Here is a 21,087-nt window from a genome sequence, read left to right as displayed (position 1 = left end):
TCCTCCTGGCACTCTGCACTGTGGAGTGCTAACGACGACCCATCGTGCAACATTCCACCGCCGGAAGTCCACCGCCGCCCCCTCCGGGGTCGCCCACACCGCCCGGACGGAGCGCGCCCGGCACGCCGCCCTCCGCGCGCCGGGGCGCACGCCGGAAGCGGCGCGGGGCGCCCCTGGCCGCGCCCGGCACGCCGGGCCCCGCGCGGGTGGCGGAGGCTCCGACAGAGCCCCATGGCACGGCGGTTGGGACGCTTTCGCCGCACTTCGCCCGGCATGGGAGCGCGGCGTCCCGGGCCTCCCACTCCCCGTAGGCTCACCCCAGTGGCCGTATGTCTATGGTTGCTCCCACCCGCCTCAGCTGCCCTGTGAAGGACAGAGATGCCCGCCAAGAAGCCCAGGCGACGCGGTCGTCTGATCGTGATCGCGCTCGTCGTGCTGCTCATGGCCGGTCTCGGCTACGGCGCCTACTGGAGTGTCTCCACCGTACGCGCGTCCTTCCCCCAGGTCTCGGGAGAGATCGCCATCGACGGCCTTTCCGCGCCCGTCTCCGTGGAGCGTGATGCCAACGGTATTCCGCAGCTGTACGGAGAGACGTCGGAGGACCTGTTCCGCGCCCAGGGGTATGTGCACGCCCAGGACCGTTTCTGGGAGATGGATGTACGTCGCCATATGACCGCGGGGCGACTTTCGGAGATGTTCGGCGAGGACCAGGTTGAGACCGATGCGTTTCTACGAACGCTTGGTTGGCACCGGGTCGCGCAGGAGGAATTCGACAACGAACTTTCGGATGAGACCAAGGACTTCCTGGTCGCCTACTCGGAGGGTGTCAACGCCTATCTGGCGGAGCACAGCGTGGAGGAGATCTCCGTCGAGTACGCCGCCCTCGACCTGGTCAACGACTACCGCCCGGAGGAATGGCAGCCGGTCGACTCGGTGGCCTGGCTCAAGGCGATGGCCTGGGACCTCCGCGGCAACATGGAAGACGAGATCGACCGAGCGTTTCTGACCGAGCGGCTCACTCCCGAGCAGGTCGAGGAGCTGTATCCGGACTATCCGTACGACCGGAACCGACCGATCGTGACCGAGAACGGCGGGGAGAACGGGGACATCTACCCCGTCGACGCCCTGCCCGACGACGCGGCCGGGGCAGCCGACGGGGTGTCGACGCAGCTCTCCTCGCTCGCCGAGACGCTGGATGAGATGCCGGCGCTGCTGGGCCCGAGCGGCAGTGGTATCGGCTCCAACTCCTGGGTGGTGCACGGCGACTACACCACCACCGGGGCGCCGCTGCTGGCCAACGACCCGCATCTGGCGCCGTCGCTGCCCGGCGTCTGGTACCAGATGGGTCTGCACTGCGTCGAGGTCTCGGCCGAGTGCCCCTACGACGTCTCCGGCTTCACCTTCTCGGGAATGCCCGGCGTGATAATCGGCCATAACCAGGACATCGCCTGGGGCCTGACCAATCTCGGCGCGGATGTGACCGATCTCCGGCTGGAGAAGCTCGACCACGGCAACTATCTGCGCGACGGTGAGCAGGTCGCCTATGACACCCGGAAGGAGGAGATTCGGGTGGCCGGCGGGGAGACCCGGGAGATCACCGTTCGTTCGACGGTCAACGGCCCCATCGTCTCCGACCGGCACGAGGAGTTGGAGGCCCTCGGCGGCAGCGCTCCCGTGGACGCCGGCGCGCCCGACCGGGGCAGCGGCTACGCGATCTCGCTCAACTGGACGGCGTTGGAGCCGACCAACACCATGGACGCGGTCTTCGGCCTGAACACCGCGACGGACTGGGACGACTTCAGGGCCGCCGCGCAGGACTTCGCGGTGCCGTCGCAGAACCTCGTCTACGCCGACACCGAGGGCAACATCGGCTACCAGGCCCCCGGGCTGATCCCGATCAGGGGCGCCGGCGACGGCCGCTACCCTTCCCCCGGCTGGGACTCCTCCTACGACTGGGTCGACTACATCGCCCCCGAGGAACTCCCCTGGGAGTTCAACCCGGAGCGGGGCTACATCGTCACCGCCAACCAGTCCGTGATCGCCCCGGCGGAGTACCGCTACCACCTCACCGACGACTGGAGCTACGGCACCCGCAGCCAGCGGATCGAGGATCTGATCCAGGCCACCATCGAGGACGGCGGCAAGATCTCGATGGGCGACATGCAGGCGATCCAGCTGGACAACAGCAACGAGATGGCCAAGGTCCTGGTGCCGTACCTGCTGGAGATCGAGATCTCCGACCCGTATGTGCGCGACGCCCAGGAGCTGCTCGTGGGCTGGGACTTCAGCCAGGACGCGGACTCCCCGGGCGCCGCCTACTACAACGCGGTCTGGCGGAACCTGCTACAGCTGTCCATCGGCAACAAGCTGCCCAAGGAGCTGCGCGTCGAGGACCAGTGCCTGTGGGTCTCACCGGCCGACGACTCCGAACCCCTCGAAGACCTGGACGGCGGCGAGCGGCTGATCGAGGAGTGCGGCGAGCGGTCCCCGGAGAACGCCCAACCGGACGGGGGCGACCGCTGGTTCGAGGTGGTGCGGAACCTGCTGGAGGACCCGGAGAGCGACTGGTGGAGCACGCCGGCGACCAGCCAGGCCGCCGGCGCGGAGAACCGCGACGAGCTGCTCGCCCGGGCCATGCGCGACGCGCGCTACGAGCTGACCGCCAAGCTGGGCAAGGACATCGACACCTGGAACTGGGGCCGTCTGCACCGGCTGATGCTCAACAACCAGACGCTCGGCACCGAGGGCCCCGGCCCCGTGCAGTGGCTGCTGAACCGCGGCCCGTGGAACCTCGCTGGCGGCGCCGACGCGGTGGACGCCAGCGGGTGGAACGCGGCCGGCGGCTATGACATCACCTGGGTACCCTCCATGCGGATGATCATCAGCCTGGACGCGTTCGACGACTCGCTGTGGATCAACCTCACCGGCGCCTCCGGCCACGCCTACCACGACAACTACACCGACCAGACCGACCTCTGGTCCCGTGGCGAGTATCTGAACTGGCCCAGCAGTCCGGAAGCGGTCATGGAACGGTCGACCAACACGCTCACTCTGACGCCGTCCGGAACAAGCAGCGGCGAATAGCGGGCACGAGAGCGACGATCACGATCAGAACCGGTGCACGCCCTCCGGGGTGAGCGCGGCGTGCACCGGTCGGTCATGCGGTTCGCTCGGCAGCGCGTCGACCATCTCGTGCCCGTACACCAGGGCGACCAGCGCGGGATCCGCCTCCGATCCCTCGACCCGGGCCAGCACGCGGTCGTAGCTGCCGCCGCCCCGGCCCATCCGCACGCCGTGCGCGTCGACCGCGAGACCGGGCAGCAGGATCGTGTCCGCCCAGGTCACAGCCGCGCGACCGAGACGGCGGCCGGCCGGCTCGAAGAGCCGCACCCGCCCCGCGTGCTCCGCCTCGACCAATCGCCCGGGGCCGTCGAACTCCGCCCAGTCCAGATCGTTGTCGGGCAACAGCACCGGTAGCAGCACCCGGACGCCGCGCTCGCGCAGCGCGTTCAACAGCGGTCGGGTGCCCGGCTCGCGCCCCACCGAGACATAGGCGGCCACCGTGCCGGCGTCGGCCAGCTCGGTCAGCCCGAGCGCCCCGGCCGCCAGCGCCTCCGCGGCCTGTGCCACCTCGTCGTCGGCGAGCGCGGCACGCACGGCCAGCAGGTCACGTCGCACCGCGCGCTTCAGCCGCGTCGCCTCCGTCAACGCCATCGGCCCGCCCCCACCGCGCTGCCCCGCTCGCGATCCACCGCGTGAATATCGCGCATCTTTTCTTTCACAACCATCCCTTCCGTCGCCCCAAGCAGTAGCCAGCCGGTAACCCGCGCGCAACCCATGAGTCAGAACCGTTCACAACACGGCGCCGCAGCGGCTTGTGGCAGTAACGCACGGACCGGGTGGATAAAGTGATCGGCATGACGTCAGCGCGCCCTCGGATCAGTAAGGCTGTCATTCCCGCCGCTGGTCTCGGCACACGGTTTCTGCCCGCGACCAAGGCCACACCCAAGGAAATGCTGCCGGTCGTCGATCAGCCGGCGATCCAGTATGTGGTGGAGGAGGCGACAGCGGCCGGACTGACCGACGTCCTGATGGTCACCGGACGCAACAAACGAGCGCTGGAAGACCACTTCGACCGCAACTACGAGCTGGAGGACGCGCTCCGCCGCAAGGGGGACACCGAACGCCTCTCCCGGGTCCAGCAGTCCACCGCGCTCGCCACCATGCACTACGTCCGCCAGGGCGATCCGAGGGGCCTCGGCCACGCCATCCTCTGCGCCGAACCCCACGTCGGCGACCAGCCGTTCGCGGTGCTGCTCGGCGACGACCTGATCGATCCGCGCGATCCGCTGCTGACCCGGATGATCGAGGTCCGCGAGCGGCACGGCGGCAGTGTGGTGGCGCTGATGGAGGTCGAGCCCGAGCAGATCCACCTCTACGGATGCGCCGCCGTCGAGCCGGCGGCCGACGGGGTGCTGCGCGTGACCGGCCTGGTCGAGAAGCCCAGCCGGGCGGAGGCCCCGAGCAGTTACGCCGTCATCGGCCGCTATGTCCTGGACCCCGCGGTGTTCGACGTGCTGACCAAGACGGAGCCAGGGCGCGGCGGCGAGATCCAGGTCACCGACGCCCTCCAGGCCATGGCGGCCGATCCGACCCTCGGCGGCCCCGTGCACGGCGTGGCGTTCAAGGGGCGCCGCTACGACACGGGCGACCGCGCCGACTATCTGCGGGCCATCGTCCGACTGGCCTGTGAACGCCCCGACCTGGGCCCGGAGTTCCGCTCCTGGCTGCGTTCCTACGTCGACGAGGAGATGCCCCGCCTTGACTGACACCTGGTCCGTCGACGAGCACCTGGACGACGTGCTGCGCGCCGTCCGCCCCCTGGACCCCATCGAGCTTCAGCTGCTGGACGCCCAGGGCTGCGTGCTCACCGAGGACGTCACCGTGGGGGCCGCCCTGCCGCCGTTCGCCAACAGCTCGATGGACGGCTACGCGGTGCGCGTCGCCGATGTCGAGGGCGCGACGGAGGCGTTCCCCGCCTCGCTCGCCCTGGTCGGCGAGGTCGCCGCCGGGGCGGAGGAGTTGCCGGCCGTGCGCCCGGGCGAGGCGGTACGGATCATGACCGGGGCCCAGCTGCCGCCGGGCGCGCAGGCGGTCGTCCCGGTGGAGTGGACGGATGGCGGCAGCGGCGGCGGTCCCGCCGTCGACATGACGGGTCCTTCGGGCGACCAGGTGCGGGTGCACCGCCCCGCCGCGCTCGGCCAGTTCGTGCGGGAGGCGGGCAGCGACGCGGCGGCCGGCGCGATCGCGCTCACCGCGGGCACAGTGCTCGGCGCGTCCCAGCTCGGGCTGCTCGCCGCGATCGGCCGGGCCACCGTGCCGGTGCGCCCGCGCCCGCGCGTGGTGGTGCTCTCCACCGGCAGCGAACTGGTGCCGCCCGGGGTTTCGTTGGGCCCCGGACAGATCCACGACTCCAACGGCTTCATGCTCGCCGCCGCCGCCCACGAGGCGGGCGCGGTCGCCTACCGGGTCGCGGCCGTCGCGGACGACCCCGGGACGCTGCGCGCCACCCTCGACGACCAGCTGGCCAGCGCCGATCTGGTGGTCACCAGCGGCGGGGTGAGCGTCGGCGCCTATGACGTGGTCAAGGAGGCGCTGTCCGAGCTGCCCCCCGAGCAGGGCTCGGTGGAGTTCCGCCGGCTCGCCATGCAGCCGGGCAAGCCCCAGGGGTTCGGCCTGGTCGGCCGAGCCCGTTCGCCGCTGTTCGCCCTGCCCGGCAACCCGGTGAGCGCCTTCGTCTCCTTCGAACTCTTCGTGCGCCCCGCGCTGCGCGCGATGGCCGGACACCCGGCCGACGCGCTGCACCGCCCGCGCGTCCCGGCCGAGCTGGTCGCCGACGGGGCCCTGAAGTCCCCCGACGGCCGGCGGCAGTTCCTCCGCGGCCACTACACGCCCCCCGCCCCCGGCGCCGCGACCGGCACGATCCGGCCGGTGGGCGCCTCGGGATCCCACCTGATCGCCGCGCTGTCACGCGCCAACGCCCTCATCGAGATCCCGGAGGGCGTTACCGAGGCCACGCCCGGAGGCGAGTTCTCGGTGGTGCTCCTGGGGTAGTGGGAGCGGTACGGTAAGCCGTCATGAACAGCCCTCGTCTCAGCCACCTCGACGACACCGGGGCGGCTCGGATGGTCGATGTCAGCGAGAAGGACACGACCATCCGCACCGCCAGGGCCACCGGCCGCGTGCTGGTCGCCCCGCAGGTCGTCACGCTGCTGCGTGGCGCCGGGATGCCCAAGGGCGATGCCCTGGCGACCGCCAGGATCGCCGGCATCATGGGCGCGAAGCGCACCCCCGAGCTGATTCCGCTCTGCCATCCGCTGGCGGTCTCGGGCGTGACGGTCGATCTGACGGTCGCCGACGACGCCGTCGAGATCGCCGCCCAGGTGCGCACCACGGACCGCACCGGGGTGGAGATGGAGGCGCTTACGGCGGTGAGCGTCGCCGCGCTGACGCTGGTGGACATGGTCAAGGCCGTGGACAAGGCGGCCACCATCACCGACGTCAGGGTCGAGGAGAAGACCGGGGGCGCGTCGGGGAACTGGAGCCGGGAGCGATGAGTGACGGCTATCGGGCGTTGGCCATCACCGCGTCCAACCGCGCCGCCGCCGGGGTCTACGCGGACGCCGGCGGCCCGCTGCTGGTCGAGGCGCTGACCGAGCTCGGCTTCGCCACCGAAGGGCCACAGGTGGTCCCGGACGGCGAACCGGTCGAGCGGGCGCTGCGCGAAGCGGTGGACGCGGGCTATGACGTGGTGCTCACCACCGGCGGCACCGGCCTCTCCCCCACCGACGCCACCCCGGAGTCGACGCGCCGGCTCCTGGACTACGAGGTGCCGGGCATCGCGGAGGCGATCCGCGCGGCCGGCCGGGAGAAGGTCCCGACGGCGGCCCTCTCCCGTGGTCTGGCCGGGGTCGCCGGGCACACGTTGATCGTCAACCTGCCGGGCTCGACCGGCGGTGTCAGGGACGGTCTCGCGGTGCTGGGGCCGCTGCTGCGGCACGCGGTCGACCAGCTCCGGGGCGGCGACCACCGACGGTGAGCGCCTCCTGGAGCGTTGAGCTGGTCGCGGGCGACACCGGGCTGCGACCCATCAGACAGCGGGACCACCGCGCCTGGCGCGAGGTCAACCAACGCAACCGCGACTGGTTGCGGCCCTGGGAGGCCACCATCCCGCCCCCGCCGCACGGGCATCTGGTGCCGCGCCGGCCGACGTTCCGGCAGATGGTGCGGCATCTGCGTGGCGAGGCCCAGTCCGGGCGCATGCTGCCGTTCGTCGTCACCTACCAGGGGCGGCTCGCCGGGCAGTTGACCGTGGCCGGCATCACCTGGGGCTCGATGTGCTCGGCACACATCGGTTACTGGGTCGACCGGTCGGTCGCCGGCCGGGGCGTGATGCCGACGGCGGTGGCGCTCGCGGTCGACCACTGTTTCCTCTCCATGGGTCTCCATCGAGTGGAGATCTGCATTCGCCCGGAGAACGGACCGAGCCGACGCGTGGTGGAGAAACTGGGATTTCGTGAAGAAGGCGTGCGACCACGCTATCTGCATATCGACGGGGCGTGGCGCGACCATCTGATCTACGCATTGACGGTGGAGGACGTTCCGCACGGCCTGCTGTCCCGGTGGCAGCGCGCCGACGGGCAGCGGAGCGACCGGAATGAGGGGCGCGAGGGCCCTCACGAGGGCATCCACGAGGATCCCAGCCAGGGCACACCCCAAAAATAGGAAAGCGTGTTCGAATTCTTTGTCTGCCCAAGGCCCCGACCTGGGCTCATCCACACCCCCTCGGATAGCCGAACGCGAGGCCGACTTCATAACAATCCGAAGAAAGCCCTGGGATGACCGCCTGATCGTGCGACACACCGCTCTATTTGGCAGATGGACGCCCGCCATCCCCTCTACGGTGTGACCGTGAGCAGCAGTGGCCTCATCTTCGCAATGATCGTCGGGGCCTGGGCCGCGTACCTCGTGCCGATGTGGCTCCGCCGGCAGGACGAGTTGAACGACTCCCGTCCGACGGAGCGCTTCAGCACCGCTATCCGGCTGCTGACGCGCGGTAAGCGCGCGCCCGCACCGGCCGAGCAGGGGGACATGCCGGAGACCGGCTCGGCCGAGCCCGACGAGACCGCCGCCCCGGAGGGGTCAGCCGACCTCCGGGCCTTCGCCGAGCCCGTCACCATGGCGCGCCCCGCCGCCACGCCCAAGGCGGCGCCCCAGGCGCCGGGCGACCCGCGCGCGAGAGTTCTCGCGCGCCGTCGTCGCACCACGATGGTGCTCTTTCTGGCCTTCACGCTGACCGGCATCTTCGCCGTCTCCAGCAGCGCCGGCTACCTCTGGCTGCCCGCGATCCCCGCGCTCCTCCTCGTCGCCTACGTGGTCCATCTGCGCAAGCAGGAGCGGCGCCGCTACGCGGTCGCGGTGGACCGGCGCCGCGCGGAGGAGGCGGCGCGCCGGCTGCGGGAACGCACCCAGGCCAGCGCCGCCGTCATCCCCGAGAAGCCGGCGCGGGCGGTGGTCGAGCAGACGGACCACGCGGAGTGGGTCGACCAGCAGCGCCGCCGCAGCCCGGCGCCCGAGGACGAGCCCCAGAGCTGGGACCCGGCGCCCGTGCCGCTGCCCACCTACGTCAAGGCCCCGGTCGCCCCGCGCACCTCGCGCGGCGTGGACCTGGAGTCCCCCGACACCTGGAGCGCCGCCCGGTCCGCCACGGCCGGCACCCCGCAGCCGCCGCCGGCCCCCCGCTCGGAGTCCCGCGGCCCGCAGCGCACCCCCCTCTTCGACCAGTTCGCCGACGACGACCACCCCCGCGCGGCGGGCGAGTAGCGGCCCGACGCCAGGATTTCGGAGCACCCGCCCCGAAGTGCTAGAGTTTCGGCGTCAACACGGGCCTGTAGCGCAGCCTGGTAGCGCATCTCGTTCGCAACGAGGGGGTCAGGGGTTCAAATCCCCTCAGGTCCACAGACAAGCGCCGTTCCCAGGACCAGGTGGAACGGACAGTCAAAGCCCCCGCCGACTTCGTGTCGGCGGGGGCTTTGGCGTGGGCGGTGGGTTCGGTGAGGGGTGCTCAGGGGGTGGGGTGGCTGGTGGGGGTGTCCAGCACCCAGGTGATGCCGAAGCGGTCGGTGAGCTGGCCGTAGAGCGTGGCCCACGGTGCGGGGCCGATGGGTTGCTTGATGTCCGCTCCGACGGCGAGCCTGTCCCAGTAGTCCTGGAGTTCGGCGGGATCGGTGCCTCGGACGGAGACGAAGAACGGGTCCCGTCCCTGGTCCCAGGGCAGGTGGGGGTAGACGTCGTAGGCCATGACGCGGAAGCCGTTGGCGGCGGTGAGCTGCCCGAAGGTGACGTGGTCGGCGGTGGCGGGGTCGGGGTTGCCCAGGTCGGCATAGCTGGCGATGGTCAGCTCGCCGCCGAACACGGTGCGGTAGAACTCCAGCGCCGCGCGGGCGTTGCCACGGAAGTTCAGGTGGGGTGTGACGTCGACGGTCATGTCGATGGCTCCTGGTGCTGTTGACTGAGGTTGACCGAGCCGGTGCGGTTTCCCGGCTGCGGTGTCAGCCTCACAGCGGTACCGGTCAGATAATGTCCGCTTCTTGGCGCAGAATGAGCGCCATGGTGGGAATGCCGTCGCGGATGTTGAAGCTGCTGTCGTTGTTGCAGACCCGGCGTGACTGGCCCGGCCAGGTGCTGTCCGAGCGGCTGGAGATCAGCGACCGCACGCTGCGCCGCGATATCGACCGGCTGCGCGAACTCGGTTACCGGATCACCGCGGTCAAGGGGCCGGACGGCGGTTATCGGCTCGACGCGGGTTCGGAGCTGCCACCGCTGTTGTTCGACGATGACCAGGCCGTCACCCTCGCGATCGCTCTCCGGGCCGCCGCGGCGTCGGGCGCGGCGGACGGCGAGGCCGCCCTGTGGGCGCTGACGACCATCCGGCAGGTGCTGCCCTCCCGGCTGCGCCACCGGATGGACGCCATGACGTTCACGACGCTGCCCGCCGGCACCGGGGCGGTGGCCGACCCCGCCGTGCTCTTGGCCGTGAGCGCGGCGGTGAGGGCGTCCGAGGTGGTGCGGTTCGACTACGTTCCGGTCGGGCGCGCCCCGGACAGCGGTCCGTCGCCGCGGCGCGTCGAACCTCACCATGTCGTGTTCGGGAACGGGAGTTGGTACCTCGTCGGCTGGGACCTCGACGTCGACGACTGGCGGGTGTACCGGCTCGACCGGCTGACCCCGCGGATTCCGACGGGGCCCCGTTTCAGGCCGCGCACCGTGCCCGGTGGGGAGGTCCGCGACTTCCTCTCCGGGCGTTTCAGGGGCTCGGCTGGTGGGAGCGAGTGGCCTTGTACGGGCTCGGTCGTGCTGCGTCTGCCGGCCCGGGAGGTGATCCCGTTCGTTCCCGACGGGATGGTCGAGGAGCTCGGCCCCGACCGGTGCCGGCTCACCGCCGGTTCCTGGTCGTGGGTGGCGCTGGCCGCCTCGTTCGGCCGCTTCGACGCCCCCGTCTCCGAGGTGGCACCACGCGAGCTGGCCGACGCGTTCGATCTGCTCTCGCGACGCTTCGCGGATCTCGCCCCCCGGCCACCCGACTCCCCTGGCGGCGGGCTCGACGAGGAGGTCTCCGGTGGATGACCGGTCGCTGCTGGTCGTGGACGTGTCGGCGTGGCGGGCCTGGCTCGATGTGAACGAGGAGGCCTCGAACGGTGTCTGGCTCGTGCTGGCGAAGTCGCGGACGGTGTCGCCGACGTCCCTGACCTATGCTCAGGCGCTCGACGAGGCGCTGTGCAGCGGGTGGATCGACGGCCAGCGGAGGAGGCGGGACGCGGCGACGTTTCTCCAGCGGTTCACGCCCAGGCGGGGAGGGTCCATCTGGTCGCGGCGCAACGTCGGACGGGTCGAGGCACTGATCGGTCAGGGGCGCGTGCGGCCACGGGGCCGGGCGGAGATCGAGCGGGCACGGCTCGATGGGCGCTGGGACCGCGCCTACCCGGGCTCGGCGACCGCCGACGTGCCCGAGGACGTCGTCGTCGCGCTCGCGGCGTCGCCGGTCGCGGCGGCCCGGTTCGCGGCGCTGACCGCCGGCGAACGGTACGCCCTGCTGCTGCGGATCATGACGGCCGAGCCCGGGCTCCGCGACCGCCGGATCGCCGCCATGGTCCGGCGGCTGGAGGCCCTCGAACCCTGACCCTGCCGGGGGTCAGCCGTCGTGCGCCGCCGGTATGAGCCGGCGCGGCAGGTCCTCGACGCGGGTCTCCTCGGCGTTGCTCAGGATCACGACGGTCGTTTCCGGGCGGGGCAGATCGCCGACTGTCGACCAGAGGTCGTCCGGCCCGGGGCGGGCGGCGAGCTCCGGGGCGTCCACGCGCCGGCCGCGCGGCAGCCGTGTGCCACCGGCTCGGTGTGTTGTCCCGGGACGTCGGTGACCCGCGTGCTGGGTGCTTGACCGGGTGTGGGCCTTCGGCGTTCGCGAGACCGGCGGCGGCCCGGAGGACGGTGGCGCCGCCCGCTCCACCAGGACCGCGCCGGAAAGGCCATCCGTCGTCTCCATCCGGCAGCGGTAGCCACACGGGTGTGAAGGACAGGGGGGTTCACCACCGTCGGGGGCGCTCCTCACCGGGTAGGTGGTCGGCGAGTTCGGCGTGGAGGCGGGCCTTGGGACGGGCGCCGACGAGGGAATTGAGGGGTTCGCCGGCGCGGAAGAGCATCAGGGTGGGGGTGGAGAGCACGCCGTAGCGGGCTGTGGTGCGGGGGTTGTGGTCGACGTCGAGGGTGACGATGCGCAGTTCGTCCCGCAGATCTGCGGCGAGCGACTCCAGTACCGGGGCGATCATTCGGCAGGGTGGGCACCGGTCGGCGGTGAAGTCGACCAGCACGGGGAGCGGTGCGCCGAGGACATCCTCGGCGAAGGCGGCGTCGCTGGTCGGGGTGACCAGGGTGACGGGGGCTTCGGTCATGGCGGACTCCTCATGGGATCGACGGGTGGGGTGGGGGCGAAGGCGCAGCCGGGTGCGGGGGTAGCGGCGGCCTCGGCGAGGCTGAGGCGTTCGCCGACGGCCGCTCTGACCTCGATCAGCTCGGCTATGACCGCGTCCAACTCGGCGAGCTTGGCGCGGTAGACGGCGAGGGAGGCCGGGCAGGTGTCGCCGGAGGGGTTGCCCGCGCGGAGGCATTCGACGAAGGGCCGCGTCTCCTCCAGGCCAAAGCCGAAGGACTGAAGCACCCGGATCTGACGCAGCAGGCGAACGTCCTCGGGACCGTAGGTGCGGTGTCCGTTCCGGTCGCGGTGCGCGGTCAGCAGGCCGCGCGCCTCGTAGTAGCGCAGGGTGCGCGTGCTCGTCCCGGCCAACTCGGCCAGTTCTCCGATGCGCATCAGGACCCCTTTCCGGCTTCTCGCCCCGGTCGACCTGACCGTAAGCGTTGACGTCGGCGTCAACGCCAGCGTCCGTTGGGGCCGACCCGCTCCGCGCGACTGCGGGCTGTCAGACCCTGCCCTTAGGATACCCGCATGACTACTGAGAGTAATCACTTCGTCGCCCTCGGCATCCCGTTGCCGCCGGGTCGGCTGGTCACGGCGGACGAGGGCGAGGGGGATCTTCAGCCGTTGTGGTTGAGCGAGGGGCCGGTCTCCGGCGCGCTGTGGGGGCGGCTCAACGCGGCCCATGGGAAGACGGGGGTGCGCCCCCTGTTGTTGGAGCCGTTGGAGCCGTTGGAGCCGGAGACCCCGGAGAACAAGGAGTGCCGGCCGTGGGCCTCAGGAGAGTTGTTCCCGACGGAGATGTCGTCCCCCGACAGCCATGACGCGGCCGATCTGCTGGCCGGCTGGTGGCGGGAACACGCCCTGCCCGGCGAGGAGGAGGGGATGTCCGAGGAGGAACGCCTCTCCGTCGTCGCGCCCTTCGGGAGAGCGTTGCCCGGCCGGGCGCCGGCCGGCCCGCCGATCGCGGACCCGGACGAGGTGGCCGCTGGATGCGCCGTCTTCCTGGCGGAGGAACTGCCCGAGCTGCGGCTGGGGTTGGTCGAGACGGCGGGCTCGGGCGCCGACGCGTTGGTGGTCGCCGGCTGGTCAGGCCCGATGAACTACGACGACACGGGCAAGTTCGCCGCCGTGCTCCGCGACTGGGAGCGACGGTTCGGGGCACGGGTCGTGGCGGTCGGCTTCGACACGCTGTATCTGAGCGTCGCCGCTCCGGCGCGATCCTTCGACGAGGCGTTGCCGATCGCGGCGGAGCACTTCGCCTTCTGCCCGGACAACGTCTGGCAGCGCGAGGGCTCCCAGACGCTGGCCGCCTACGCGCGGGATCTCGTCGGGGCGAGTTGCTGGGAGTTCTGGTGGGACTGAGAGCGTGGTTCAGGAGACTGCTCGGCCCGCTGGCGCGGCGGTTGCCCCGGTGGCCGGCCGGCCGCCGCGCGACGGGCGGTTCAGCCGCGCCAGTTCGACAGCTCGGGCAGGTTGGCGACGCGGGGGTGGTGGTAGAGGGCCCGGATCGCCGCGTCGCTGTTGCGGTCGGTGACGACATCGGGCCACGCCATGAACCAGGACCACAACGGCTGGTCGGCCAGGACGTCGGCCGGCGGCAGGTCGCCGATCTCTCCGAGGCCGATGGGGCGCCCCTCGGCGAGGGCGAGCAGGTTGTCGTAGTGCTCCCGCTCGTAGTGGCCCCCGTAGGTGTCCGAGGCCAGCACGTCGACCACGTCGTGGCCCGGGTAGTAGGGCGCCAACGGCTCGGCGCTGTCATAGGCGGCGTTGGGGCTCCACGCCCAGACCAGGTTGCGCAGCCCGTGATGGCGCACCAGGCGGTCGAAGAGCTGGCGCCAGAGCGCGACGAGGCGCTCCGGCTGGGCTCCCCACCAGAACCAGGGCCCGTTCATCTCGTGGTAGGGCCGCCAGAGCACGGGCACATCGGCGTCGCGCAGCCTGGCCAACACGGCCGCGGCCTCGTCCACCTGGGCGCACCAACGGATGTGAAGGTCGGAGCCGGGTTCGAGAACCGCGTCGAACTCGCCGGGGTCGAAGTCCCGGATGATGCCCCCTTGGAACGCGACCGGCTCCTCGTCGGCCGGGCAGACCGCGTGCCAGGTGTAGGTGATCACGGCTCCGCGCCGATGCCAGGCGATGGCCTCGTCGGCGTTGGCGGCTCGGTGCTCGACCCCGTCCAGGGTGCCGGGGGCGGAGAAGCCGATCTCCTGCCCCCAGACGGCCGGCACCCGGTCGGCGATCGTGGTGATCCGCTCCGTCCAGGCCGATCGGTGCACGGGCTGGTTGTGTTGCCCGGAGAGCGTGGCCTCTCCGGAGACCCGATACAGCAGATCGAGCAGGTGCTGGGCTGCGGACGTGGCCTGGGGCGTTACGGCATCGCGCGACATATCCGCACGCTATCCCACAAGGTCAACCGTCGGTTGGGGGCCAGGAGGGTCGAAGGGGCCGAGCAGCAGGCTGAGTTGCGTGCCGAGTTCCTGAAATCCCAGCGCGCTGGCCACCGCTCGGGAGGCCGGCGGCCTGGCGCGCCACTGGGGCAGCATGTCCCGCGCCAACGCATGGCCCACGGCGGCGGACGCGACCCGCTGGGCCAGGCCCTGACCGCGCCGCTCGGGAGCGGTGAGGAGGCAGATATGCGCCGTGGCCCCGGGCCAGTGCACATAGCCGGCGACGGCGAGCACCTCGGAGCCGTCGGTGAGGACGAACGCCGGCGAGTCGATCTCGTCCAGCCCGCTCTCGCCCGCCTCGTCGGGGCCCACCCGCTCCAGCAGCGCGGCCAGGCGCAGGTCCCTGGCCGGCAGCTCCCCGATTCCCACGGCGGCTCGGGCCGGGCGGAAGGCATCGGCGGAGGTGTAGCCGAGGGTGGCTGGCCCCAGCACCTCCCGCACCGGGAGCGCCGAACGGGCGGTGTCGGGGTCGGTGAGCGAGAAGCCCGAGCTGGAGGGTCCCGACAGCACGGACAGCGCGTGGAGCACCCGCTGGCGCTGCTCCTCGTCCGGTGCCGTGGCGATGGCAGAGCCGCCCAACTCCACGATGCCGACCCACCCCTCGGGGGCCAGCCCGGACGTCGGGGCGACCACGGCGTCCAATCCGCCGCGAACGGCCGGGAAGGCCACCGGCCCGCCGGCCAGCTCGCGCCAGACCTCTCGGGCTCGGGACACCAGCGAGGGCACCGGCGGTTCAGTGTTCATGGCGAGATGGTGTCATCAGCGGCGAGCGACGGCGCGCCAATATCGGCGCGGACCCGGCAGGTGAGGAGGGAGACAGCGGAGCCTCGTACGAGTGGAGCGCGCCCGGGATTCCTGCCTGACGGTTGCTCAACCGATCTGGCACGTCACGCCCGGTCAACCCGCGGCTGCCGATACCATGCCGGGAGCGGCGAGTTGGGGGTGGGGCCATGGACCCGTTGTTCACGATGGGCTCGGTTTTCGCGATGGTGGAGACGGGCCTTACCGCCGCCCTGTCGGGAGCGGCGGGTGAGGCGGGGAAGCGCTGGGCGGAACGCCTGTCCCTGCTGGCCGGCCGCGCTCGGGAGGACGCCGGCGGCCCACCGCCCACCCTGCCGACCACCGAAGCCGAGCGCCGTCAGCTGGCGGCCGAGCTGCATCGGCTGGCCAGCGGCTCGGTGGAGGTCTCCCGTGAGCTCGCCGCCGTGCTCGGCGAGGCAGGGGCGCTGGCCCCCGCGCCCCGGCCGCCGCTGGCCGTGCCCCGGATGCTGCCCGGCTACACCGCGCACTTCACCGACCGGACCTCGGTGCTCGATCAGGTCACCGAGCTGCTTGATCCCGACCGGGCGAAGCCGGGCACGCCCACCGTGGCGGTCCTGGTCGGGCCGGGCGGGATCGGCAAGAGCGCCACCGCCCTGCACTGCGCGCACAGCCTCAAGTCGCGTTTCCCCGACGGGCAGTTGTACGTACAGCTGCGCGGCGCCTCGGTGGCCACCGCGCTCACGCCGGCCGAGGTGCTGACCGGCTTCGTGCGCAGGCTCGATCCCCATGTCGGTGCTCTCCCCCGCGAGCTGGACGAGTTGGCCGCGCTCTTCCGCGAGCTGGTGGACGGTCGGCGGTTGCTGGTCCTCCTCGACGACGCGCACTCGGCGGAGCAGTTGCGTCCGCTGCTGCCCGCCTCCCCCGAGTCCCTGGTGTTGATCACCAGCCGCTACCGCCTGGGCGGGCTGGCCGGCGATCCGGGGGCCACCGTCATCCGGCTGGACAAGCTGCCGCAGGCCGACTCCGAGCTGCTGCTGGCCCGGATCACCGGGCGGGAGGAGACCCTGGCGGAACCGGCCGCCCGCGCGGTGGCCCGGCACTGTGACGGCATGCCGCTGGCCCTGGTGGCCACCGGTTCGCGGCTGCGCGAACGGGAACAACTCAGCTGGACGACGCTGGAGCGGCAGTTCGCGGCCAGGGCCCGCCGGCCGGAGCACCGGGACGAGAGGGAGGCGGGGATGAGCGACCGTTCCGGGCCCGACCCGGTCTGGGCGAGCACCGAGCTGAGCTACCGCGAGCTGTCCGAGCCGGCCGCCCGGCTGATGCGCGCCGCCGCGCTCCACCCCTGGCCCGCGCTGACCCCGCCCCTCGCCGCCAGGGCCGCCGGCCTGACGGAGGGCGAGGCCCAGGCGGCGCTTGAGGAGTTGGCCGCCGTCCACCTGCTGGAGGAGTTCGGCGAGGAACGCTATCGCTTCCACGACTCGGTGCGGGAGTTCGCCGCCGACCGGGCGCGGCAGGAGGGCGGTCCAGGGGCGCAGGTGGCCGCCGTGCGTCGGGTGGTCCTCTGGGTGCTCGGCTACACGGCCGAGCGCGCGTTCCGGGTGCTGCCCGACCGGTGGTGGCTGGGCGAGGCGTTCAAAGGACGAGCGCTGCCGGACGACCGTCCCGACGGTGACGCGGCTCTGGCCCTCGGCGAGTTGGACGCCGAACGAGAGACGCTCTGGGCCGCCGTGGAGGCCGCCGAGGAGTACGGCCTGGACGAGCTGACCTGGCAGCTGGCCGAGGCGAGTTGGCCGCTGCACCTGCGGCTCGGCTACTACCCGCGCATGGTCACCACCCACGCCAGGGGCGCCGAGGCCGCGAGGCGCCATGCCGCCGACTCCTTCGGCGACCCCCGCGCCGAGGGCCGCATGCTGGCGCAGCTGGGCTTCGGTCAGACACGGTTGGGGAGCGTGGTGGAAGCCGAGGAGGCGCTGGCCAAGGCGGTCGAGGCCGACCGGGTCGCGGGCCACAAGCGCGGCCAGGCCACGGCCGTCGAGCTGCTGGGTCTGCTGGCGTTGAGTCAGTGGAAGTGGGCCGAGGCGGCGGATCGGTTCGTGGCCGCCAAGGAGTTGCTGCTCGGCATCGAGGAGAGGGAGGACGGCGTCGAGGACGTCCCGCGCGGTGTCGCGCTGCTCGAACACCACCTCGGGCGCGCCCTGCGTCATCTGCGGCCCCACTCCGAGGTGGTCGACCAGCTCAACGCCGCGCTGGCCGCGCTGCGCCGGCTGCCCCAGGGGGACGACCACAACGTGGGTCGCGTCTATATGACGCTGGGCGAGACGCATCTGGAGGCCGGTGCCCCGCACGACGCGCGGGTCTGTCTCGATCGGGCGGTCGAGGCCATGGAGCGGGACGGCGCCAGGATCCACTGGGCCGACGCGTTGGAGCTACGTGCCCGGGTGGCCAGGGAGATGGGGCGGGTGGCGGACGAGCGGGGGGATCTGCTGGCCGCCCAGGTGTTGTACGAGCGGGCCACCGACCGCCACGCGCTGGCCCGGGTCGGCCGGCGCCTCGCGGAGCTGCCCCCGGCGCACTGACCGTTGCCCCACCGCTACGGGAGCTTGGGGAGGGGCTCGACGGTGACGCGGTGGCGGGTGGGGCCCGTGGTGACGAGGAGGGTGGGTCGGCGGCCCGCCGGCGCGTGGCCCAGGTCGAGCCAGGCGCGGACGGCCGACGCGTAGACGGCGGGGTCGCAGAGGTCGGCGTGGCCGTCCGGGTCGGGGGCCGCCGTCAGTTGGTAGAGCGCGCCGTCCCTGGTGCGCACGGTGCAGCGGTCCGGGCCGCTGACATAGGCGGCCAGCGCGCAGGAGCCGTACCGCGCGAGGACCTCCGCCGTCCAGGTGGCTGGCGGGCCGTAGCGCGGGTCGTCGGCGGCGGCGTAGCGGAGGATCACATCGGCCAGGGCGAGCCGGCTGGCGTCCTGGGTGTCCTCGTGGACCACCGTGTGGGCGTCGTCCGTCGCCGTCCGGGCTCCCCCCATCTCGGGCTCGAAGTCGGTGTCCGGGTAGCGGGTGACGGCGATCTCCAGCGGCGCCTCGCTGATCAGGCGGGTCAACGCCCGTACGGGCGCGGTGCGTTCGGCCGGTTCGAAGGACGGGGTCCGCAGCCGGTCGAGTCGGGCGGGGCGGTCGTCCGGCTCGGGCAGCCCGATCAGCCGGTAGAACAGCCGGCGCAGCAGCGGCGCCGACTCGCCGGGCGCGGAGGAGACATGGCCGGCCAACTCGGCGTAGCTGCCGGGCCGGTGCTCGTCGATGGCCCGGTCGAGCTGGGCCCTGAGGCTGCCGCGCGGACGCAGCCTCGGCGCCGCCCGGCCGAGTGCGGCCACGGGCGAGTCCGGGTCGAGGTCGGCTTCCGGGAAGGCCCCGAGCAGCACCGGGGTGCCGATGGCCGCCGCGTAGGAGGTGACCGAGCTGTGGTCGCCGACCACGCAGTCGGCGGCTATCAGCGCCTGTCGCCAGCCGTCCAGCGGGTCGATCAGGGTGAGCCCGGCGCGGCGTGCCCGGTCCAGCCATGCGCGGAGCTGCCCTGGTCCGTGGCCGTACCAGATGTTGGGGTGCAGCACGGCCGCGGTGCGGTACTCGTCGGCCGGCAGCTCGGTGGTGAGTCCGCGCAACAGCCAGGGCAGCAGTTCGTCGTGGTCCGTGCGCTCGTCGCCGAAGAGGGAGCGCGGCGACCAGGTGGAGCTGACCACCACCAGGCGCTGTTCGGGCGTCACGCCCAACGCCCGCCGGAACCTGGCGCGGTGGGGGCGCGCCTCCAGGATCCGGTCGTAGCAGGGGTCGCCGGCGAGCACGGCGGTGGGCGCGGCCTCCGGGCAGGCGGCGCTGAGCCGGTCGAGCTGCTCCGGGTGGGACAGCACCGTGGCGGTGGCCAACGGACGTCCCCGGTGCAGCAGCCAGTCGGGCGAGAGGCCGAAGACGGGGGCGGCGGCGTCCGATGGTCCGCCCTCCGGGGTCGCCAGCCGCTTGTTGTAGCCGACGCCGTGCGAGAGGACGGCCAGATCGCCCTGGATCAGGTCGAGTCGACCGCCGTAGCTGGCCGATATCGCCAGGTCCACCGGGGTCGCCTTGGCCTGTTCCCAGGGCAGCACCGGCAGCCCGAGGGAGGACAGCAGCTCGGGCATCCCGGCCAGGAACGGGGAGGAGCCGGTGCAGGTGGCCAGCATCTGGACCCGCAGGTCGTCGGCCATCAGGGGCAGCACGTCGAGCAGCCTGGTCGCCGAGGTCACGTTGTGCACCACCAGCAGCACCCGGTGGCAGTCCGCCCTGGTCGCCCAGCGCCGCGCGTCCCGCCCGACCGGCACCCGCAGACCCGCCCCGTCCTCCACCCGGCTGCTCCCCCTCGGACGTTCGCCAGTTCACCGCAACCCCCAGGATGCCGCGCGTCCCTCCGGCGTACCAGCACCCCCGCGCGTCACATCGGCGGTCCTCCCGAGTCGACGTCAGCCGATGTGCGGACAACCGCCGTTGTGCGGTGTCGGCGCAACACGCCCCTGTCGGTGGGTGGTCGTGCCCGGCGCCGGACGAGTGGTCAGGCCCGTGACGTCGACTCCCGTGCCGCCTGGTCCCGTGATGTCATGGACGGCACCAACGCCGTTCGAGCAGGGGGCCCTGATGACCGTGAGCAGACTGCGCGACATCCCCGGGATCGGTGTGGATGTGCTCGGGGACGCGGCGGACGCGCTGGCCGATCCGGAGCTGCTGCGGCTGGAGAACCTCGACACCGATCTGCGCCCGCCGCACGCGGCGTTGGTCGCCACCCACCAGGCGGTGGACCAGGACGCGGCCAACAGCTATCTGCCGTTCCAGGGCGGCATGGCGCTGCGGGAGGCCGCCGCCGCGCATGTGGGGCGGATCGCGGGCCGTTCCTACGATCCGGCCAGCGAGTGCGTCGGGGTGGCCGGTGGTCTCAACGGCATCCTCAACTCGCTGCTGGCCACGGTCGAACCGGGCGAGGAGGTGGTGCTCTGCGATCCGGTCTACGCGGGGCTGGTCAACCGGGTACGGCTGGCCGGCGGGGTCCCGCGGTTCGTGCGGTCACGGCCGACGGACCAGGGGTGGGAGGTCGATCCTGAGGAGTTGGCCGCGGCGGTCGGCCCGCGCACGGCGGCCGTGTTGCTGATGAGCCCCTCGATGCCCAGCGGCCTGCTGCTCGACGAGCGTCACTGGGCGGCGCTGGCCGGTCCTTGCCACCGCCACGACGCGTGGCTGATCTACGACGCGGCGATGGAACGCGTCCGTTTCGACGGGCTCGGGCCGCGACACCCGGCGCGCGACGCGGGGTTGGCGGAGCGGACCATCACGGTGGGGTCGGCCTCCAAGGAGCTGCGGATGATCGGCTGGCGGGTGGGCTGGGTGGTGGGGCCCGCTCCGATCCTGGCCGATATCCGGCTGGTGGGGCTGACCAACGTGGTCTGCCAGGTGGGCCTGGCCCAGCGGGCGGTGGCCGAGGCGCTGACCGCGCCCGGCGCCGAGGAGGAGATGGCCGCCATGACGCGGGAGTGGCGGCTGCGGTGCGACACGGTGCTCGACGAGCTCGCGGACTACCCGGTGGTGCGGCCCGGTGGTGGCTGGTCGCTGCTGGTCGACGCCTGGCAGCTGCGGTTGCGGCCCGCGGAGTTGTCCCAGCGGCTGCTCAGGAGGGGCAAGGTGGTCGCCACCCCGATGGACGGCTGGGGCCCGAGCGGGGAGCGCTATCTGCGTCTGGTCTTCGCCAACGAGCCGGTGCACCGGCTCAGGGGCCTCGGGGATCGCTTCGCCGCGGCGCTGCCCCACTGACCGGGCCCGCGCCGGCGCCGCCGCCCCG

General features: G+C 72.3%; 20 protein-coding genes and 1 tRNA gene. 13 read left to right on the top strand and 8 right to left on the bottom strand.

Annotation, left to right across the window (positions count from 1 at the left end):
* Positions 1-378: 378 nt before the first annotated feature.
* Positions 379-3,084 (top strand): penicillin acylase family protein, encoded by a 2,706-nt coding sequence (locus tag K4G22_RS17945; protein ID WP_228081306.1) that lies wholly within the window; start codon positions 379-381, stop codon positions 3,082-3,084.
* A gap of 24 nt (positions 3,085-3,108) precedes the next feature.
* On the opposite strand, the gene K4G22_RS17940 is transcribed toward K4G22_RS17945, so the two are convergent.
* Complete coding sequence (locus K4G22_RS17940; protein ID WP_228081305.1) at positions 3,109-3,714, bottom strand: 5-formyltetrahydrofolate cyclo-ligase; 606 nt, start codon at positions 3,712-3,714, stop codon at positions 3,109-3,111.
* A gap of 203 nt (positions 3,715-3,917) precedes the next feature.
* Between K4G22_RS17940 and galU the strand changes: the two genes are divergently transcribed.
* The 7 genes from galU (at position 3,918) to K4G22_RS17905 (ending at position 9,018) form a co-directional block, all read left to right on the top strand.
* Positions 3,918-4,829 carry a UTP--glucose-1-phosphate uridylyltransferase GalU gene (gene galU, locus K4G22_RS17935; protein ID WP_228081304.1) on the top strand — a complete coding sequence of 304 codons (912 nt, stop codon included), beginning with the start codon at positions 3,918-3,920 and terminating at the stop codon, positions 4,827-4,829.
* Entirely contained in the window at positions 4,822-6,114 is a 1,293-nt protein-coding gene (glp, locus tag K4G22_RS17930) for a molybdotransferase-like divisome protein Glp (protein WP_228081303.1), read from the top strand. Before galU ends, glp begins: the two co-directional genes overlap by 8 nt.
* Positions 6,115-6,137: 23 nt before the next feature.
* The gene (moaC, locus tag K4G22_RS17925; protein WP_228081302.1) at positions 6,138-6,617 is read left to right on the top strand and encodes a cyclic pyranopterin monophosphate synthase MoaC; all 480 of its coding nucleotides are present in this window, start codon (positions 6,138-6,140) and stop codon (positions 6,615-6,617) included.
* Positions 6,614-7,099, top strand: coding sequence for a MogA/MoaB family molybdenum cofactor biosynthesis protein (locus K4G22_RS17920; protein ID WP_228081301.1), 486 nt, complete (start codon positions 6,614-6,616; stop codon positions 7,097-7,099). The genes moaC and K4G22_RS17920 overlap by 4 nt, the downstream gene beginning before the upstream one ends.
* Positions 7,096-7,785 carry a GNAT family N-acetyltransferase gene (locus K4G22_RS17915; protein ID WP_228081300.1) on the top strand — a complete coding sequence of 230 codons (690 nt, stop codon included), beginning with the start codon at positions 7,096-7,098 and terminating at the stop codon, positions 7,783-7,785. Before K4G22_RS17920 ends, K4G22_RS17915 begins: the two co-directional genes overlap by 4 nt.
* A 186-nt stretch (positions 7,786-7,971) precedes the next feature.
* A complete protein-coding gene (sepX, locus tag K4G22_RS17910) occupies positions 7,972-8,883 on the top strand; it encodes a divisome protein SepX/GlpR (RefSeq protein ID WP_228081299.1) in 912 nt (303 codons plus the stop codon).
* A gap of 61 nt (positions 8,884-8,944) precedes the next feature.
* Positions 8,945-9,018: transfer RNA gene (locus tag K4G22_RS17905), tRNA-Ala, on the top strand.
* A gap of 106 nt (positions 9,019-9,124) precedes the next feature.
* On the opposite strand, the gene K4G22_RS17900 is transcribed toward K4G22_RS17905, so the two are convergent.
* Entirely contained in the window at positions 9,125-9,547 is a 423-nt protein-coding gene (locus K4G22_RS17900) for a VOC family protein (RefSeq protein WP_228081298.1), read from the bottom strand.
* Positions 9,548-9,669: 122 nt separating this feature from the next.
* Here K4G22_RS17900 and K4G22_RS17895 point away from each other — a divergent pair, with 122 nt between their 5' ends.
* Together K4G22_RS17895 and K4G22_RS17890 are read left to right on the top strand one after the other, a co-directional pair.
* Positions 9,670-10,686: a helix-turn-helix transcriptional regulator gene (locus K4G22_RS17895; protein ID WP_228081297.1), complete on the top strand. Its 1,017-nt coding sequence runs from the start codon at positions 9,670-9,672 to the stop codon at positions 10,684-10,686.
* Positions 10,679-11,239: a YdeI/OmpD-associated family protein gene (locus K4G22_RS17890; RefSeq protein WP_228081296.1), complete on the top strand. Its 561-nt coding sequence runs from the start codon at positions 10,679-10,681 to the stop codon at positions 11,237-11,239. Before K4G22_RS17895 ends, K4G22_RS17890 begins: the two co-directional genes overlap by 8 nt.
* Before the next feature lie 12 nt (positions 11,240-11,251).
* Here K4G22_RS17890 and K4G22_RS17885 read toward each other — a convergent pair whose 3' ends face one another.
* The 3 genes from K4G22_RS17885 to K4G22_RS17875 form a co-directional block, all read right to left on the bottom strand.
* Positions 11,252-11,416, bottom strand: coding sequence for a hypothetical protein (locus tag K4G22_RS17885; RefSeq protein ID WP_228081295.1), 165 nt, complete (start codon positions 11,414-11,416; stop codon positions 11,252-11,254).
* A 226-nt stretch (positions 11,417-11,642) separates the two neighbouring features.
* Entirely contained in the window at positions 11,643-12,008 is a 366-nt protein-coding gene (locus K4G22_RS17880; protein WP_228081294.1) for a thioredoxin family protein, read from the bottom strand.
* Positions 12,005-12,424 (bottom strand): MerR family transcriptional regulator, encoded by a 420-nt coding sequence (locus K4G22_RS17875; RefSeq protein ID WP_228081293.1) that lies wholly within the window; start codon positions 12,422-12,424, stop codon positions 12,005-12,007. Before K4G22_RS17875 ends, K4G22_RS17880 begins: the two co-directional genes overlap by 4 nt.
* Before the next feature lie 135 nt (positions 12,425-12,559).
* Between K4G22_RS17875 and K4G22_RS17870 the strand changes: the two genes are divergently transcribed.
* Complete coding sequence (locus tag K4G22_RS17870) at positions 12,560-13,393, top strand: DUF4253 domain-containing protein (protein ID WP_228081292.1); 834 nt, start codon at positions 12,560-12,562, stop codon at positions 13,391-13,393.
* Positions 13,394-13,473: 80 nt separating this feature from the next.
* On the opposite strand, the gene K4G22_RS17865 is transcribed toward K4G22_RS17870, so the two are convergent.
* Both K4G22_RS17865 and K4G22_RS17860 read right to left on the bottom strand, forming a co-directional pair.
* Positions 13,474-14,418, bottom strand: a complete 945-nt coding sequence (locus K4G22_RS17865) for a glycosyl hydrolase (protein ID WP_228081291.1) — start codon at positions 14,416-14,418, stop codon at positions 13,474-13,476.
* Between the two features lie 9 nt (positions 14,419-14,427).
* Positions 14,428-15,222: a GNAT family N-acetyltransferase gene (locus K4G22_RS17860; RefSeq protein ID WP_228081290.1), complete on the bottom strand. Its 795-nt coding sequence runs from the start codon at positions 15,220-15,222 to the stop codon at positions 14,428-14,430.
* A gap of 206 nt (positions 15,223-15,428) precedes the next feature.
* Between K4G22_RS17860 and K4G22_RS17855 the strand changes: the two genes are divergently transcribed.
* Positions 15,429-17,819, top strand: a complete 2,391-nt coding sequence (locus K4G22_RS17855) for a tetratricopeptide repeat protein (RefSeq protein WP_228081289.1) — start codon at positions 15,429-15,431, stop codon at positions 17,817-17,819.
* A gap of 14 nt (positions 17,820-17,833) precedes the next feature.
* On the opposite strand, the gene K4G22_RS17850 is transcribed toward K4G22_RS17855, so the two are convergent.
* Positions 17,834-19,609, bottom strand: a complete 1,776-nt coding sequence (locus K4G22_RS17850; protein WP_228081288.1) for a hypothetical protein — start codon at positions 19,607-19,609, stop codon at positions 17,834-17,836.
* Positions 19,610-19,895: 286 nt separating this feature from the next.
* Between K4G22_RS17850 and K4G22_RS17845 the strand changes: the two genes are divergently transcribed.
* Positions 19,896-21,059 carry a pyridoxal phosphate-dependent aminotransferase gene (locus K4G22_RS17845; RefSeq protein WP_228081287.1) on the top strand — a complete coding sequence of 388 codons (1,164 nt, stop codon included), beginning with the start codon at positions 19,896-19,898 and terminating at the stop codon, positions 21,057-21,059.
* Positions 21,060-21,087 lie beyond the last annotated feature (28 nt).

The organism is Streptomyces profundus (assembly GCF_020740535.1).
Lineage (GTDB): Bacteria > Actinomycetota > Actinomycetes > Streptomycetales > Streptomycetaceae > Streptomyces > Streptomyces profundus.
Note: the sequence above shows the minus strand (reverse complement) of the source record. Positions and strands in the feature narration are given on the sequence as shown.